Origin of the sequence: Neobacillus kokaensis, from assembly GCF_014656545.1 — a bacterium.
GTDB lineage: Bacteria > Bacillota > Bacilli > Bacillales > Cytobacillaceae > Neobacillus > Neobacillus kokaensis.
In genome coordinates this window covers 355,818-373,096 of sequence record NZ_BNDS01000001.1, presented here as the reverse complement: position 1 = coordinate 373,096, position 17,279 = coordinate 355,818, and the positions used below count along the sequence as shown (strand labels likewise).

Annotated in this window: 14 protein-coding genes; 5 read left to right on the top strand and 9 right to left on the bottom strand. The window is 41.2% G+C overall.

Annotated elements, in window-relative coordinates:
* Positions 1–136: 136 nt before the first annotated feature.
* The 5 genes from IE222_RS01785 to IE222_RS01765 all read right to left on the bottom strand — a co-directional run bounded on the left by IE222_RS01785 (position 137) and on the right by IE222_RS01765 (position 5,220).
* A complete protein-coding gene (locus tag IE222_RS01785; RefSeq protein WP_191269095.1) occupies positions 137–889 on the bottom strand; it encodes a Cof-type HAD-IIB family hydrolase in 753 nt (250 codons plus the stop codon).
* 161 nt (positions 890–1,050) lie between these two features.
* Positions 1,051–1,752 (bottom strand): CDP-diacylglycerol--serine O-phosphatidyltransferase, encoded by a 702-nt coding sequence (gene pssA / locus IE222_RS01780; protein ID WP_191269093.1) that lies wholly within the window; start codon positions 1,750–1,752, stop codon positions 1,051–1,053.
* 27 nt (positions 1,753–1,779) lie between these two features.
* A complete protein-coding gene (locus IE222_RS01775) occupies positions 1,780–2,445 on the bottom strand; it encodes a phosphatase PAP2 family protein (protein WP_191269091.1) in 666 nt (221 codons plus the stop codon).
* Positions 2,446–2,605: 160 nt separating this feature from the next.
* Complete coding sequence (locus IE222_RS01770) at positions 2,606–3,400, bottom strand: TerC family protein (RefSeq protein WP_191269089.1); 795 nt, start codon at positions 3,398–3,400, stop codon at positions 2,606–2,608.
* Positions 3,401–3,678: 278 nt separating this feature from the next.
* Positions 3,679–5,220: a carboxypeptidase M32 gene (locus tag IE222_RS01765; protein WP_191269087.1), complete on the bottom strand. Its 1,542-nt coding sequence runs from the start codon at positions 5,218–5,220 to the stop codon at positions 3,679–3,681.
* Positions 5,221–5,451: 231 nt separating this feature from the next.
* Between IE222_RS01765 and IE222_RS01760 the strand changes: the two genes are divergently transcribed.
* From IE222_RS01760 to IE222_RS01750, 3 genes are read left to right on the top strand one after another with little or no spacing between them, the layout of a single operon-like run.
* Positions 5,452–7,800 carry a xanthine dehydrogenase family protein molybdopterin-binding subunit gene (locus IE222_RS01760; protein WP_191269085.1) on the top strand — a complete coding sequence of 783 codons (2,349 nt, stop codon included), beginning with the start codon at positions 5,452–5,454 and terminating at the stop codon, positions 7,798–7,800.
* Positions 7,797–8,636: an FAD binding domain-containing protein gene (locus tag IE222_RS01755; protein WP_191269083.1), complete on the top strand. Its 840-nt coding sequence runs from the start codon at positions 7,797–7,799 to the stop codon at positions 8,634–8,636. Before IE222_RS01760 ends, IE222_RS01755 begins: the two co-directional genes overlap by 4 nt.
* Complete coding sequence (locus tag IE222_RS01750; RefSeq protein ID WP_191269081.1) at positions 8,633–9,121, top strand: (2Fe-2S)-binding protein; 489 nt, start codon at positions 8,633–8,635, stop codon at positions 9,119–9,121. Before IE222_RS01755 ends, IE222_RS01750 begins: the two co-directional genes overlap by 4 nt.
* Positions 9,122–9,164: 43 nt before the next feature.
* On the opposite strand, the gene IE222_RS01745 is transcribed toward IE222_RS01750, so the two are convergent.
* On the bottom strand, positions 9,165–9,575 hold the full coding sequence (locus IE222_RS01745; RefSeq protein ID WP_191269079.1) for a hypothetical protein: 411 nt from the start codon (positions 9,573–9,575) through the stop codon (positions 9,165–9,167).
* A 102-nt stretch (positions 9,576–9,677) separates the two neighbouring features.
* Between IE222_RS01745 and IE222_RS01740 the strand changes: the two genes are divergently transcribed.
* Positions 9,678–11,756 (top strand): peptidoglycan D,D-transpeptidase FtsI family protein, encoded by a 2,079-nt coding sequence (locus IE222_RS01740; RefSeq protein WP_191269077.1) that lies wholly within the window; start codon positions 9,678–9,680, stop codon positions 11,754–11,756.
* 119 nt (positions 11,757–11,875) lie between these two features.
* Here IE222_RS01740 and IE222_RS01735 read toward each other — a convergent pair whose 3' ends face one another.
* The 3 genes from IE222_RS01735 to IE222_RS01725 are packed head-to-tail and all read right to left on the bottom strand — an operon-like array spanning position 11,876 to position 15,526.
* Entirely contained in the window at positions 11,876–12,343 is a 468-nt protein-coding gene (locus IE222_RS01735) for a (2Fe-2S)-binding protein (protein ID WP_191269075.1), read from the bottom strand.
* A gap of 41 nt (positions 12,344–12,384) precedes the next feature.
* The gene (locus tag IE222_RS01730; RefSeq protein WP_191269073.1) at positions 12,385–13,209 is read right to left on the bottom strand and encodes an FAD binding domain-containing protein; all 825 of its coding nucleotides are present in this window, start codon (positions 13,207–13,209) and stop codon (positions 12,385–12,387) included.
* Positions 13,196–15,526: a xanthine dehydrogenase family protein molybdopterin-binding subunit gene (locus IE222_RS01725; RefSeq protein WP_191269071.1), complete on the bottom strand. Its 2,331-nt coding sequence runs from the start codon at positions 15,524–15,526 to the stop codon at positions 13,196–13,198. Before IE222_RS01725 ends, IE222_RS01730 begins: the two co-directional genes overlap by 14 nt.
* Before the next feature lie 210 nt (positions 15,527–15,736).
* Here IE222_RS01725 and IE222_RS01720 point away from each other — a divergent pair, with 210 nt between their 5' ends.
* A complete protein-coding gene (locus IE222_RS01720; protein ID WP_191269362.1) occupies positions 15,737–17,116 on the top strand; it encodes an MFS transporter in 1,380 nt (459 codons plus the stop codon).
* Positions 17,117–17,279: the final 163 nt, after the last annotated feature.

Below are 17,279 nucleotides of genomic sequence, written 5' to 3'. Positions count from 1 at the left end.
ATAAAAATCAATACTAAATTATAATAACTATAATATAGTATTAACTTTAATTAAATTCATATTAAACTCACTATTAAATACGTATTAAAAAGAAAGGACATTATTCCAATTTGAAGGAATAATGTCCTAAAAATTTCTATTCTTGTTTTAAAACCCATTTCCTGATGGCTTTCGCTACTCCATCTTCTTCATTTGAAGACGTAATCCAATCAGCCGCTTGCTTTAAGGTGTCCTGGGCATTCCCCATTGCTACTCCAATTCCAGCTTCCTTTATCATAATCAAATCATTTAAGCTATCACCCACAGCCATGACATTATTCATTTCAATACCTAACATGCTGCAAACCAATTCAAGTCCTCGTGCCTTGTTAATCCCTTTACAATTCACTTCAATATTATTTGGCGCCGAGTTGCTTAATTCAAATTCATCTCCTTCTACAAGCTGTTCGTAAATAGTCTTTAAAGCAGCCTCATCATTTATATGAAAGCCAAATTTCATCCATTCTACTGAATTGAGATCTTCAGGCATTTCATCACGCCAATTGCGTTCCGTGTTAATTGCCCAAAATGATGTTTTATACTGCTTAGCTAACCCCCACATCCTCTCAATGTACTCAGGTTTCATAACCGTTCTCCTAATTAATTGTCTATTTTCATCCCAAACTTCACTCCCATTTACGGTAACCAAATAGGAATCAAGGCCAAGTGCATCGGCGTGAGGATGACAGGTCTGATATGATCTGCCCGTACTCAGCACAACCTTCACACCTTTTTCCTGCGCTTCTTTAATCGCTTTACGGTTTGCTTCGGAGATTTCATGATTATTTCTCAAAAGCGTCCCATCCATATCAAGTGCTATAAGTTTAATATTAATATTGTTTAAATCCATGCCCGGTCTCCCTTCCATTTTCCACTTTCATTAGAGTACCATGTTTTATTACCATCATTCAAAAGACACGTTTTAAGTTTACATAATATTTTTATCACAAACAAAAGGATCTGCGAAAAAAGGCACCATGTGAATTTTACACATAGTGCCTGACACCAATTTTATTTTGAACTGTTTTTCCTTTTTGTCCTCACCAATTGGTAACCGATAAATGTTATGTAGAGCGGAATGGCGACGTATATAAAATAAGGAAAGCGATGATGTTCTTTTTTAAATACAATGTAAATGGCGTAGCCCAAGAAGAGAGTAATGATGATGCCGTATTTAGGCAGCGGCACTTCTTTTAAGCTTGGAATTTTGATCGTACTCACCATCAAGATACATATTACAAAAAACGCAACGGGAAGTATAATACTAGGCATCTTACCGTGAAATAATGTTAAAAAAGTTAGGATCCCGCCGCCTGCTGTAATTGGAACACCAGTGAAATATTTTAGTGATGACTTTACAGCGTTAATGTTAAAACGCGCTAAGCGATATGCGCCAAATAACGGAAAGAGGCCTGAAATGGCCATGCCCACCACACCAAACGCCGAAAAATAGGCATAATACGCCATCATCGCAGGTGCAACCCCAAAGGTAACGATATCTGCAAGGGAGTCTAATTCTTTTCCGAAATCACTTTGCACTCGCAGCATCCTGGCAATCCGCCCGTCCATGCTATCAAGCATCATTCCAATTAATATAAGAATTGCGGCATTCTTATAGTCTCCCACCGCAGAATACATGACCGACAAAAATCCAAAAAATAAATTAAAAAGGGTAAATAAATTCGGAATACTGTTCCTGATAATATGTATCACTCCTGTTTTTAAAAAACGGTATTACTACTATTGATTTCTCAATATGTTTCTAGTCTTATACCTTTTTTCTTTGTAATATTGGAAAAAGAATATGGCTAAGGACACCCATACTGCGCTCGCAAGATAACCACCGACAATATCACTCGGATAATGTACACCCAAATATATCCTGCTTATTCCAATGGCTAAAATCATGATGATGCTAAAAATAATTAGGATGCTTCTCCCAATCCTAGTGGATATGTGGCGCCATAGCAAGAAAGAAATCATTACATAAACGGTAAAAGCGCTCATCGCATGACCGCTCGGGAAACTGTAGCCGCCAATCTCGATTAACCGATGAAAATCAGGTCGGACACGATGAAAAAATTGCTTCAACAACTGATTTATAATCGCAGTCCCCATTACTGCAGCGATAAACAAGATCAGTTCTAATCGATGCTTTAGCACTTTATAAAGGAAAAAAATGAGAAGTACACTAAGAATAATAACAAATTTTGTTGAACCAATAAAGGTAAAAAATTTCATCACCTCCGTTAATCCAGGCGATTCCATCCCCTGTACCGCAGCAATAATCGAGTTATCAAAGCCGATAATTTGATGGTCGCTAATCAGCATTGATACAAAAGCAAAACCAATTACGCAAATCACACTAATCACAAAGGCGATCATAAGATACAATCTTAATTTCATGCATAATACCTCACAAATTTGTTTGAAATTTTATTATTTGAAAAAATGTTTGTTTCATTCCTTTAAACTAAAAGAATAAGGCAGTTCACTAGAATAGCCTTATTCCTTATTCTATATAATTTTTAAACTTTATTCGAGTCTATAGAGTTAAACTTAAACATCAGCTATCTTTAAGCGGAATTTTTGATGGACGTTTTTGTGTTTTATCCTTTGAGAAAAACCAGCCTGCAGCTGCAATCCCTACAAGAACAAGATAGAAGGTTACTTTCCACACAGTCGAGTGGGCAAATTCCTCACTAAGAATGGAAAGTTCCGGATGCGAAAGTGTATATACGGCAAGCTTTACGCCAACCCAGCCAACTATCGTAAACGCGGCGATTTCCAATCCGGGCTTATTTTCCAACAGCCTAACAAATAGGTTAGCAGCAAAGCGCATGATGATTAAACCAATTACTCCGCCAGCAAAGATAACTAAGAATTTACCCCCATCAAGACCGCCAATATTCGGAAGCGGTGTATTTGGAAGCACGACCGCCATTGCTACTGCAGCAAGAATCGAATCGACAGCAAAAGCAATATCTGCAATTTCTACCTTTAGAACGGTCATCCAAAAACCACTCTTTTTATTAGTTTCGTTCTCTTTCGTAGCCTTATCCTCTGCCTTGCCTTTGATAACTTTACGAAAAATATGATTCCCAGCCATAAAGAGTAAATAAATTGCCCCGATTGCCTGCACCTGCCATACATCGACGAGAAACGAAATCGCGAACAATGAAGCAAAACGGAACACAAATGCTCCGGCCAATCCGTAAAATAAGGCCTTTTTACGTTGTTCTTCAGGAAGGGGCTTTACCATAATTGCCAATACTAGTGCATTATCGGCAGCTAACAGGCCTTCCAATGCAACCAAAATAAGTAAAACCCAGCCATACTCCAAAAAAATTGATAAATCCATCCAAACTCCTCCTCTAAACTTAATATTTCTATAAATACTTCCCTAGCCATTAAAAAAGGCCTTTACTATTAACAGTAAAGGCCTAGGATAAACATCAAAAAGACCTTTACTGTAAAAGTAAAGGTCTTGCTAACAACGTTCACGTTGCCAATAAAGCCGGAGAAAAATTTCTCGAGAATGACGACTTTATTGTAGCAGCTACTCCCCTTTAAAAGGAAATATTTTATTACTCTTACTATATTATTAATTTTGCCGACTGTCAATAGTTTCTTGAAATTCTATTTTTCTTCCAATCCATAAACCTCAGAATATTTCTCTTCTAAATAGTCCACAAGATAATCAGCGTTTAATTCTTCACCGCTTACCTTAACAATTATTTCATTTGGTGTGTAGAGCTTGCCGTATTGATGAATGTTTTCCTTTAACCATCCTTGAATCACATCAAAGCGGCCGTTTTCAATATGGGACTTAAATTCAGGAAGCACTTTTTCAATCGTCCGTAAAATTTGGGCAGCGTAAAGATTCCCTAAAGAATAGGATGGAAAATAACCAATCCCGCCAAATGACCAGTGTACATCCTGTAGTACGCCTTCGGTATCTGATAAAGGAGTAATACCAAGGTAATCCTGCATTTTTTTGTTCCAGATTTCAGGGAGATCCTTCGCTTCAATCTCGCCGGAAATTAGCGCCTTTTCAATCTCATAACGGACCATAATGTGTAAGTTATACGTTAATTCATCCGCTTCCACGCGAATAAAAGAGGGGCTGACGGTATTCACGGCGCGGTAGAATTCATCCTTCGATACATGGGCTAATTGTGTTGGGAAATACTCCTGCAATGTCGGATAAAAATAGCTCCAAAATTCCTTGCTGCGGCCGATCATATTTTCTAAAAATCGTGATTGCGATTCATGAATACCGAATGATGTACCGCTTTGTAAAACCGATTCCTCAAACTCGGGATTAATCTGCTGTTCATAAATCCCATGCCCTGCTTCATGAATCGTTCCGAAAAGTGCCGAACGGACATTATTTTCTAAGTAACGCGTTGTCAGCCGAACATCCCCGATATTAACAGTTTGCGCAAATGGGTGGACGGTTTCATCAAGCCGGCCTGCCTCCATATCAAAGCCAATAATCGGCAGGATAAAACGATTAAAATCCTTTTGTTTTTCAATAGAAAATGTTTGCTCAAAAATCTCATTTCTAGTCTGCTTTCCGTGTTTTTGAATACGGTTTAGAAGATTAACGCTTGCTTCCCTTAATTTAGCAAACAACGGGTCGAGTATTTTCACCGTCAACCCTGGTTCAAATTCATCTAACAAGGCATCATATGGGTGATCCTTATATCCATAAATCTCTGCAAATTTCCGCTTATACTCCACAATCTTTTCAAGAAACGGAAGGAATTTAGCAAAATCATTATCCTCTCTTGCCTCTTCCCATGCATCATTTGCCTGTCCGGTAAGGATGGCGTATTCCTGAAAAAATTCAGCCGGAATGCTCTTTGATTTTTGATAATAAGACTTGTACTCTCTAACCTTCGCTTTTGTCACCTCATCCAAGGCACTTATATTCTCTGATGCGGAAAGCGTATCTAGCAGACTCCCCATTTCCTCTGACACGGAAAGCTTAAATACTTCCGTCCTTAGTGTTCCCGCAGCTTTGGCAAACACATTTCTCCCTTTTTTCGGCGCCATTACCTTTTGGTCCCAATCAGCCAGACCAATAATGCTGTAATAATGTGTTATCTTTTGGTCTAATGCTTGGAATTGCTCCAATGCATTTTGTAAGGGTTGTTTCACCGTCGTCTGTTCCATTCATAGCCCCCCTAATCAATTCTTCAAGGATATAAATTGAAAGAGTTTACATCCTTTACCATTATAAAACAAAAATTCCAACATAGGGGGATTTTTAAAGTTAATTGATTGACATTAATATTTCTAAAAACAAATTTTTATTCCCATATTCTTTGCATAAATTCCACCTCTCCTTGGAAAAATTAAGCAGTAGGACTAATAATAAACTTTATTCCCAGGAGGAATTTCTAAATGTTAGATAATCCGTGGATGTCAGTCGGAAAGCCAGAACCTAGAATTGATGCAGTTGAAAAAGCTGCGGGAACTGTTCGATATACGGCAGATTATACAGCCCCAGGGTTACTGCATGCAAAGCTGGCTACAAGTACTAAGGCCCACGCCAAAATAAAATCAATTGATGTAACTGAAGCATGGAAGATACCTGGAGTCCGTGCAATTGTAACAGGGAAAATGTTCCCTTTTCATATCGGCCCAATATTAGCCGACCGTCCGCCGCTTGCATTTGAAAAGGTCCGCTATTTTGGTGAACCGCTGGCAATTGTTGTCGCTGATCATGAATACCAAGCAAAGCAGGCAGCTGGCCTAATAAAAGTAGAATATGAACCACTTCCTGTAGTTAATTCAGTCAGGGAGGCATTTCAATCAAATGCCCCATTGATCCATGAAAACTCCGGACAATATATAAAAATTATTAGCAATGTGTACCCCGTTCAAGGCACGAATATAGGCAGTCATATTAAAATCCGTAAAGGTGATATTATCACGGCTTGGGAAAATTGCGATTATAAAGTGAAAGAAACGTATTCGTTCAATCTCTCTGACCATGTGGCGCTGGAACCGCGATGTACTCTCGTAGAAATTAACCCAGCCGGAAAAGTGGTAGTTCATTCGACGACACAGTCCCCTTTTACGATTAAGAAGGTGTTAAATCAATTTTTTAATATTGAGGTCGGAAATATCATAGTCCATGTCCCTCTTATAGGGGGAGCTTTTGGCGGTAAAGGTACCGTTCAATTGGAGCCGCTTGCCTATTTAGCCTCCAAAGCTGTTGGTGGAAAAATGGTGAAATTGGAATATGACCGTGAAGAAGATCTTATAACTGCACCAGGACATATTGGCCTCGAAGCCACAATTGCTCTTGGAACTAATAAGTCAGGGAAGCTACTTGCTGCTCAGTATACATACTTAATTGATTCAGGAGCGTATACTGACCAGGCTGCTGGCATAACAAGAGCAATGGCTCTTGATTGTACAGGTCCATATGATATTGCAAATGTCTGGTGTGATTCCTATTGCATGTATACGAATCATCCATATGCCACTTCCTTCCGCGGCTACGCCCATCCGGAGCTGACATTTGCCGTTGAACGAACAATGGATCAACTGGCTAAAAGGCTCAATTTTGATCCAGTTGAGCTAAGAAAAATCAACGCCATAAAGCCGGGCAATAGCTCTCCAACCAGGACCATGCTTAACGCCAATAATATCGGGGATGTCGTCCAATGCATCGACAGAGCCAAAGAATTAATTGGCTGGGATGAGAATTCCCTCCGCAAGAAAACCACCGATGGCAAAGTTAGAACAAAAGGAATCAGTACCTTTTGGAAAACTTCAACCACGGCAACAAATGCCCAGTCAGGTGCTATTTTAAAATTTGAGGCGGATGGGAGTGTTAATTTAAACTGCGCTGCAATTGAATTAGGACAAGGAACAAAAACAATTCTAGCCCAAATGGTTGCAGAACGATTGAAGATGGACATTAATAAGGTTCACGTCACGATGGAGGTGAACACCCAGACAGATCCTCATCAATGGCGGACTGTTGCAAGCTCAACAACTTTTTTAGCCGGCAGAGCAGTAATGAATGCCGCGGATGATGCGATTTCGCAATTAAAACGAACTGCTGCGACTGCCCTTCAATGTTCTATGGAGGATTTAGAGGTCGGAGGCGGCCGTGTGTATTTAAAATCAAGCCCCGAATACGGGGTGAAAATCGAAGATATCGCTCTTGGCTATAAATATCCTAATGGCCATGCCGTTGAAGGACAGGTTGTCGGCCATGGTAGATACATACAGCGCCATCTCACCCCAATGGATAAAGATACCGGCTTCGGAAAACCTGGCCCATGGTGGTCTGTAGGGACACAGGCTGTAGAAGTTGAATGGGACCCAAAGGATTGTACTTATACCATTTTGAAAGCAGTGACTGTGCTTGATGGCGGAAAAATCATTAACCCGATGACCGCTGTCCAGCAAATGCGCGGCGGTATGTATTTAGGATTAAGCTTTGCCAGTCAGGAAGCGTTTCTATTTGATTCCCATGGCACTGTCCTGAACCCGCAATTGCGCACATACCAAATTATGCGATTTGGCGAGCAGCCGGCAGATTATATTGTCGACTTTATTCAAACGCCGGCGGCTGATGGTCCTTACGGAGCCAGAGGCATTGGGGAATATGGAGTTATTGGCATGGCGGGTGCCCTCGCAAATGCCCTGTCAAGAGCGGCAGAGGTGGAGTTAAATCACCTGCCCCTGATACCTGAACGAATTTGGAAAACGCGGAAGGAGATGCAAAAATGATACCATTTGACTTTGACTATTATCGGCCGGACAGCATCTCGGAAGCGGTTCAAATATATGAGACATTAGCTAAGCAATCCAAAAAAGTCCTATTTTATAGCGGCGGAACGGAATTTATTACGTTTTCACGAATTAATCAGCTTTATGCGGACGCGGTAATTGATCTTAAAGGTATTCCTGAATGTAATACGTTAGAGATGCAAGGGGAACAAATAGTCATTGGTGCTGCTGTCTCTTTAAACAAAATCACGGAATCTAATTTATTTCCATTATTAGGGCAAACAATTAAAAAAATTGCCGACCATACATCTAGAAATAAGATTACCATTGGCGGAAATCTCCATAGCCGGCTCATTTACCGCGAATCGGTTTTGCCGCTCTTGGTTGCAGAGGCAGAGGTTAGACTAGCCGGCAGTGAAGGTGAAACGACGGTTCAGCTGGAGGAGATTTTCAATCAACAATTAAGTACCAGTCCCGGTCAATTTTTAGTTCAAATAATTGTTCCAAAAACTTATACTGATTCACCATTTGCAAGTTTTAAAAAGACAAAAATGTCAAAGGTAGGCTACCCTATTGTCTCGATAGCGGCAATTTTAAAGAACAAACAGATACGAGCAGCACTGAGCGGCGTTTGCGAATATCCATTTCGATCGGTTGAAATAGAGGCCGCACTAAACGATTCATCATTATCAATTGAAGAAAAAATAGAGAAAGCTGTAACGCTATTACCATCACAAATTATTGACGATATCCAGGCATCGAGTGACTACCGGGAATTTGTATTAAAAAATACTTTACATGAAACAATGGAAGCACTGGGGGCGGCTCATGGATGATAACAAACGGAACATCAAAAACAGTTGTAAAGCTTCATGTCAATGGAGAAACCCGGGACGTCATGATTCGGTCCGCGGATACTCTATTACAAACCTTACGCGAGCAGCTTGGTTTAACAGCGGCGAAACGAGCTTGTCAAAACGGCGACTGCGGTGCCTGTACCGTATTAGTGAACGGTGAACCAACACATTCGTGCCTTTCCTTGTCAATTGAATCCGTTGACCAGCACATTACGACTATTGAAGGTTTTAACAATTCATTTATTCAGCAGGAATTCGTAGACAAATGGGCTATCCAATGTGGGTTTTGTACACCTGGTTTCATCTTAAACTGTTATGCTTTGGCAAATAAACATCCAAATGCGGACGATGCGACCATTGAAGAATGGATGCAGTCTAATCTTTGCCGCTGTACTGGTTACCAAGAAATTAAAGAAGCTGTAAAATCGGTGCTGCAAAAGCATGCGGGTGGCTCTGTTTCGTAATAAAATACCCAGCTTACTTTTTCCAGAAGCTGGGTTAATTGTATTATCCTTTTTTAAAACTATTATTTCCAGAATTCAGGGACTCAATGAGGTTGAGTGTTTGTGAGGCCTGTTCTATTTGCTGTTGAACCTGTTCCAGTTGCTGCTGCTGAGCAGTTGTTGCCTGAGTAACCGCAATCCCTTGCAATTGATTTAATTGCTGGGTTGCTTGGTTTAGCTGTTGCTGTGCCTGCTGCAAACCTTGGAGATTTGCCATCTGTACATTCTCCTTGATGGCATGTGAAGCTTGCTGCATCGTCTGTAAGGCCAGCTTTTTCTGTACTTCAAATTGCTGCTCCATCATCGTCTGACTTTCTTTTAGCTGCTGCTGTTGCTGAAGCATTTGCTGCTCCTGAATGGATTGTGGTTGCTGCTGCGATTGTATTGGGCTGTTCTGTGGTTGATGCTTATTCATGAATTGTCCTCCTTTCGGTTACGATAATCATTATTAATTTTTTTTACTTACTTTAGTTTATCCGCTAAAGCACTACGTATCCATGTAAAGGAAGTGAAACAGTTGGACAAACAGAAGAAGAAAACGTCTCATTTCCCCTTTCGACTAAACGTCCTTTTTTTCAGTGTATTTGTGCTGTTTTCCATCTTAATCTTAAGGCTCGGCTTTATTCAAATCGTCCATGGGGAAAATTATAAAAAAGATTTGGAAAGAAAAGAGGATATTACTGTCAGCAATCCAGTTCCTCGGGGAAAATTGTATGACCGCTATTTTAGAGTCATCGTTGATAATGTCCCAAAAAGTGCGATTACCTTTACTAACCAGGGGTTTAGTCAAACTGAAATGCTCCAAACGGCTGAACGTTTAGGGCAATTGATTGAGAAAAACACCGACAGGGTAACGGACCGAGATAAACGAGATTTTTGGATGATGAAGCATCCTGCCCTTGCCGATGCTAAAATTACAAAACATGAAAAAGACCTATATGCAGCCAAAAAATTATCAGATCGAGACTTGTATAAATTAAAACTAGATCGCATAACGGACGAGGAATTAAAAAAGTTTTCAAAACAAGAATTAAAAGTACTGGCCATTTTCAAAGAATTTACAAGCGGATATAAATTCATCCCGCAGATTGTCAAAAATGAAAACGTTACCGATGAGGAATTCGCCTTTGTTAGTGAAAATCTTCAATCACTTCCCGGGGTGGACACAACAACGGATTGGGAACGGTTCTATCCGTTTGACTATACATTACGATCTGTATTGGGTAAAGTAACAAAATCGGAAGAGGGTCTGCCTGCTGAACAATTAGAATATTTTTTAGCTAGAGATTACCATCGTAATGACCGGGTAGGCAAAAGCCAGTTAGAATCTTACTATGAAGAAATTCTTCGTGGACATAAGGCAAAAATTAAGAATATCACGGATAAAACTGGAACAGTAATTGAAACCCAGCAGGTCATCGATGGCAGAAAAGGAAAAGACCTTGTACTAACAATTGATATGGATTTACAAAAGGCAGTGGATCAAATTGTTGAAGAGGAACTCTTGAAGGCTAAAAGATGGCCGGGCACTTGGCTGACTGACAGAGCGTACGTTGTCTTAATGGACCCTTACTCGGGTGATATTTTGGCCATGTCAGGCAAAAAATTAACTCGAAATGACAAAACAGGACGTCTTGAAATGCAGGATGATGCCCTAGGCACTTTTACTACCACCTATAGTGTAGGGTCCGCGGTCAAAGGAGCCACGATTTTAACAGGATACAAAACAGGGGCGATTTCACCAGGAACTGTGTTTGATGATACTGGGATAAAAATAAAAGACACACCCATCAAAAAATCATATGCCTATTTAGGAAGATTAAATGAAATCACCGCTTTAAAGAAATCCTCAAATGTTTATATGTTCCATACGGCCATTCGAATTGGAAAAGGACATTACGAATACGATAAACCGCTTAATTTTTCTAATAAAATGGCTTTCGAAACGATTCGCAATTCATTTGCTTCCTTTGGTCTTGGAACGCGGACGGGAATTGATTTGCCGAATGAACAAACAGGGTTTAAAGGGCAAAGCAGACTTCCCGGTTACCTGCTTGATCTTGTGATTGGACAATATGATACCTATTCAACGATGCAGCTGGCCCAATATGTAGCGACAATCGCCAATGGCGGGTATCGGATGCAGCCGCATATTGTAAAAGAAATTCGAAATCCAGTTCAAGGCAAGGATAAATTAGGTCCAGTTTTGAAAGAAATTTCACCCACCGTCCTTAACACCATTGATGCTAAGGACGAATGGCTTCACAGGGTGCATACCGGCTTTCGCAAAGTGATGCAAGAGCCTGGCGGGACTGCTTACAAATTTTTCAAAGGGGCAAAATACTCCCCTGCTGGAAAAACAGGAACCGCTGAAGCCTTTTATGATGGCCCTTTACGACACAGGTATGGCAAAGAACCCCCGCCTGTCATGAATTTAAGTTTGGTAGGCTACGCGCCAAGTTCACATCCGGAGGTAGCGATGGCTGTTCTCGTACCATGGGCCTACCATGGAAAAGAGGATAACAAAGCAAACCTAAAAATCGGCCGCAGGGTGTTAGATACGTATTTTAAAATGAAACAGGGGTCCAATTACTGATTGAGCCCTGTTTGTTTGATGTGGGCTAATTGAAGCTGCTTCAACACCAATTGAACATGTCTTCCCGCTAATTGACGTGCCTCCCCCGGCCAATTGCTGCCAACATTAAAACAATTAGCTTAGCCCCCCGGCTCCTCCTTCCTCAGCACCGATTTCACCGCTTTTTCAATTTCGATATAACTTGTACAACGGCAAATATTTGATTCCAGCCACTCTTTGATGATTCGATCATCGGCATCTGGATGCTGCTTGAGCAGCGAATGACAATTCATAATAAAACCCGGTGTGCAGTAGCCGCACTGAAAGGCAAACTCTTCAACGAAGGCACGTTGAATCGGCGTATCATGCAAGCCTTCGATTGTTACCACCTCTTTTCCAACGGCCTCTACTGCCAGCATTAAACATGACTTCATTGGCCAGCCATCCACATTGATTGTGCAGGCACCACAGTCTCCATTTAAACAGCCAGGCTTTGGTCCTGTGAGACCAAGCTTCCCACGTAAGGCAAAAAGGAGGGTATCTGAAGCCCTGACCGTTATAGTCCGAACTTCCCCATTGACATGTAAAGTAATCGTTTTTGACGCCACTCTTGTTGCCCCCTTATATTAGCAGTCAATTAAACTACTAATTATTCCAATGCTACTAGTGCATCATATAACAAATTACGCAGCACAAATAAACGATATTGGGCTGACCCTTCGACATCATCTAAAATAGGTTTTGGCAGAACCGAAAGTGCTCCATCAATTCTCTCCTCCATAGACCCCTGCCGGTTTAAGTATGCCTCTGCTTCCTGTGAACGAAATGGAAAGGGGCAAAGTCCACTAATCGCTACCCGGAATTCCTGGTCTATTTTTAAAGCAGCAATAGTGATTAATGGATAGCCGGTATCCCATTGTTGTCGCCGTTTAACCGTGAAAAACGGGGCCTCAATAAAGCGGCGTTCGGTTGCCGTTTGTACAAGAAGTTCTCCTTTTTTCAGCTTTAATTGTTGTTGAAAAATGTCATTAATATGAATTGTCTGAACACCTTCCGGGCCGACAATTAACAGTTGGCTATCCGCTAGTAACAACGGTAAGACCGCTTCCCGGTAAAATATTTGTGCACAAATATTGCCGCCTAATGTAATCTTGCCCCGGGCAGTATGGTCGGCTACCTCACTGGCAACCTTGGTCAGCAGCGGAAATGGATTAGCCTCCTCTATTTGTGTTAACGAAAGTGCCCCGCCAATGAACAAATAGTCACCGCTATACTGCATTACCTTACATTCTGGAATGTTTTTAATATCGATCACTGCATCTGAAAATGCTAAATCAATTCGGCCCAAAGTAATTAATTCTGTACCGCCTGAAAAAAACATGGGCTGTTTGCCCTGCTGCTCCAAATACCTAAATAACTCGACTGCCTCCTTTAACGACTTCGGCTGGAAATAATCAAAGTCAAATGGAAGCATTTTTGGCCGCCTCCTTTGCCCGCCAAACTAATTCTGGTATTAATGGTAAATGGTGCAAGGAGACCCCCGCAGCATTTGATAAGGCATTTCCCAGCGCTCCGGGCATCCCCATTAGGCCATGTTCTCCAACACCCCGGGCTCCATATGGTCCATCAAGCTGCGGAGTTTCTACAAAACCTACTACATATTGGGGATTTTCCCCGTATCTCAGCGGCCGGTACGTGCGAAGCTGCGGGTTCAGAACACGGCCCAGCTCATCAAAGTAAAATGTCTCTCGGCCGGCAAAGGCAAGGCCCATACTCATTGCCCCCATCACTTGACCGAGGGCCGCTTTTTCATTCATTACATTGCCGATATCGACAACAGTACACGCCTTAATCAGCCTATACGTATAATCTCGTTTATCAAACTCAATCTCCACGCCATATGCCGCAACCGTCCATTCCGGACCGGGCTTTCCCGCTCCTGTTTCAGGATCCAAATGCGTCAAGTGCCGCAAAATATAGCTCCCCCTGCCAATGATTTGCTGCCCAATCGTTTCACCGTTTGGATACTTATAACCGTAACCAATGTCTTTAAAGTGAAGTCCAATAGAGGGGTCATCTCGTAAAAACACACGGCTGTCGGCAATTTCGAGATCATCCTTTGGAGCTTTTAACACGCATGCAGCGACCTCTTTTAGTTGCTGAATTACATCCTCTGCCGCCCTTAAAACAGCCCTTCCGCCCATAAACGTTCCCCGGCTTGCAACGGTTTTCCAGTGCTCCGGTGTCGTTTGGGTGTCCACTTCCATCCTCACGTGAATGTTATCCACATCCATTTTTAAACGTTCAGCAAGAATTTGGGCCAAGACTGTTTTCGTACCCGTTCCAATTTCAACAACGCCTGACATTAAATTGATGGAGCCGTCCCGATTGAACGTCAAGATCACTCCCGAAGGTGCATCAGAATCGATTGTAGAGGTTTTCCAGCTGCAGCTGACACCTTTCACGCGGACATATCTTTTATTAACTTCCTTAATAATTCCTTCGTCCCAATTAAAAAGTTCCTTTAATTTATCTATACACTTCCTGAGATTGCCTACATTACTCTTATTTAGCTTTACTCGTGTCGGTGTTGTATCCCCTGGTTTAATGGCATTAATATATCTGAGCTCCAGTGGATCCATATTTAATTTCTGTGCGAGTAAATCCATAGTCCGTTCAATGGCAAACGAAAGTTCAGAATGGCTGAAGCCCCTAAATGGAGATGCATAAGGATGGTTTGTGTACATGCAATATGAATCACACCAGAGATTTTCAATATCGTAAGGTCCTGTACAATCAACAGCACCCGACCTTGTTACATCCACTGCTTTATCGGAATAGGCTCCGCCATCCCATAAATACCGAATTTCAGCCGCCCTTATCCGGCCATTTCGATCGGCACCAAATTTAACTGTCGCATCTAAACCAATATGACAAGGGGATGTAATGATATCTTCTTCCCTGGAATTAAGCAGTTTTACCGGTTCGCCGCCTACTGCCTTTGAAGCCAAATAAGCAAGTACCTCAAGCTGTACAGAGGCCTTTCCGCCGAAAGCACCGCCAACAAGCGGTGTATGAACGATGATTTTGCCCATATCCTCACCAAAGTAGTCGGCAATTAATCTTTTAACCATAAATGGTGCCTGTGATGATGTCATTATTATAATTGTGCCATCTGGCTTGATTTCAGCTGTTGCACATCGCGTCTCCATTGCTGCATGATCTGACGGGGCAAATGAAAAACTTGCTTCCACCACTGTTTCACTTTCTGCCCAGCCCTTATCCATCTGCCCCTTGCGAATTTTATAAAGAGTAGCTATATTGGTGCCTGGCACCGGATGAGAATCCTCTTCTTTTTTATACTCCCCTAAGTGTTCATGAACTAAGGGTGCTCCCTTTTGAAACGCTTGTGTCGGCGAATTGACGACAGGAAGTAATTCATATTGGACTTTTATTAAATCAGCCGCCGTTTTAGCCTGTCCTGGGGTGTCTGCCACAACAAGGGCAACGGGTTCACCGTGGTAGCGAACCTTTTCAACAGCAATGGGCGGACGGTCACGAATGGCTTCCCCTGTGAGCGGGTAATGTTTTCCGGCAATAATCGCCCTAACTCCAGGAACTTTCTGGGCGTTAGACGTATCTATACTAATGATTTTGGCATGACCATAAGGGCTGATCACCATTTTACATGACAATATCCGTCCCGTTTGATAGTCATGAGTATATTTAGCCCGTCCAGTCACTTTCTCAGCAGCATCTTTACGAATAACACTCTTTCCTATTACCTCCATACTAATCCCTCCTGCTACCATTTAACGATGACGAACAGCTGAACATATTCTTAGCAATTACAAAAAGACATGACATCCTCCCTTATTTATATTTAATGGGAGGCTATTCCTAGAATGATTATTTAGATTCAAAGTTTTTAAAAAATAATAGAACATTGTATTTTGGAAACAATTAGTGATATGGCAGTTATTAAGAATCTATCTAAGGGAATGACAGTCTTGAAAAAAACTCGTGCATTATTTATCACTGCTGTTGCCTCAGGAACGATGTTAAACCCGCTAAACTCATCAATGATTTCTCTGGCCTTGCATAGCATTCAAAAAGATTTCCAGCTGTCTTTTACGACAGTTTCTTGGTTAATTTCATCGTTTTATTTAGCTAGTGCCGTAGCCCAGCCTGTAACAGGTAAAATTGGTGATATTTTTGGCCGTAAAAAAACATTTTTACTTGGGCTTACCCTTGTGGGACTGTCTGCTTTTGGCGCTCCGCTTTCCACAACTTTCATGATGCTCTTGGTAATGCGTCTTGTACAATCCATCGGCAGCAGTGCTATATACCCGTCAGGCATGGCATTGATTCGCGATCATATAAAAGAGCAGCAAGCATCCGCCTTAGCAGTACTATCAATTTTTGCGTCGGCCATGGTAGCGCTTGGTCCGACTATAGGGGGATTCTTAATTGTCTGGGGCCATTGGCCTGCTATATTCTGGGTTAATTTTCCGTTTGTAATAATTAGTTTTCTATTGGGCTGGTACATGTTTCCAAAGGATGTGAAAAAGGACAAAGAAACCGTAAAAAACTTACTCGCTCATCTCGACTTTCTTGGTATCGGATTATTCGCTCTTGGAATGATCTTTTCCCTCTGGTTTTTATTATCCTTTGAAGCAAAAATCCATTACTTTTCAGCAGTTGCAGGGATCATCTTTTTATTCCTTTTTGTCTTGAGAGAAATTCGAATTAAGGAACCTTTTATTGATGTAAAAATCTTTAAATCCCATCCAAAACTAACTTTGGTTTACATCCAATTCATCCTATTAAATATTTACTTCTATTGTTTATTTTTCGGTCTGCCCAGTTATTTTCAAGAAGTTATGGGACTGAGTGTGGAAAAAAGCGGACTGTTAATGTTATTTATGTCCGGTGTTAGTATCATCATCTCTACAGTCACGGGAAAATGGACAGATAAAGCCGGGGTAAACCAGCCCATTATTGCTGGTGCCTGCTTGGCAATAATCGGCGGGTTTGTCTTTAGTTTTTTCTTTGTTGGTGCTTCCTCTTTGGTCATTGGCGGTACCTTAGCAATTATGGGTTTAAGCTACGGTATTGGCAACGTGGTTCTACAGGTAGCGATGGTAAAAGAAAGCCCAAAAGCTATAATTGGCACTACTTCAGGATTATTTCAAACTTGCAGATATTTGGGGTCAATTTTTTCTTCTATTATTCTTGGATTAATTTTTGGTGAGCAAATTTCAGCAGAGAAAATGAAAATCGTCGGAGAGGTATTAATTGTTACTGGTTTTATCAGCGGTTTCATGAGCTTATGGTTTTCGAAAGAAGGTTTTAAATTCCTGAAATTTGGACGAGCATGAATTTTTCTTAAACTATTAATGCTTCGTTCATAGTTTGTTCATATTTCTTGGTTACTATAGAAACATGGTTCAGGAAAGAACCTTTCAACCTCCACCCCCTTTATATAGATTTATTTTTCAAAGGCCCGGCAAATTGCCGGGCAATTTTTTTATTTGTTTTTCC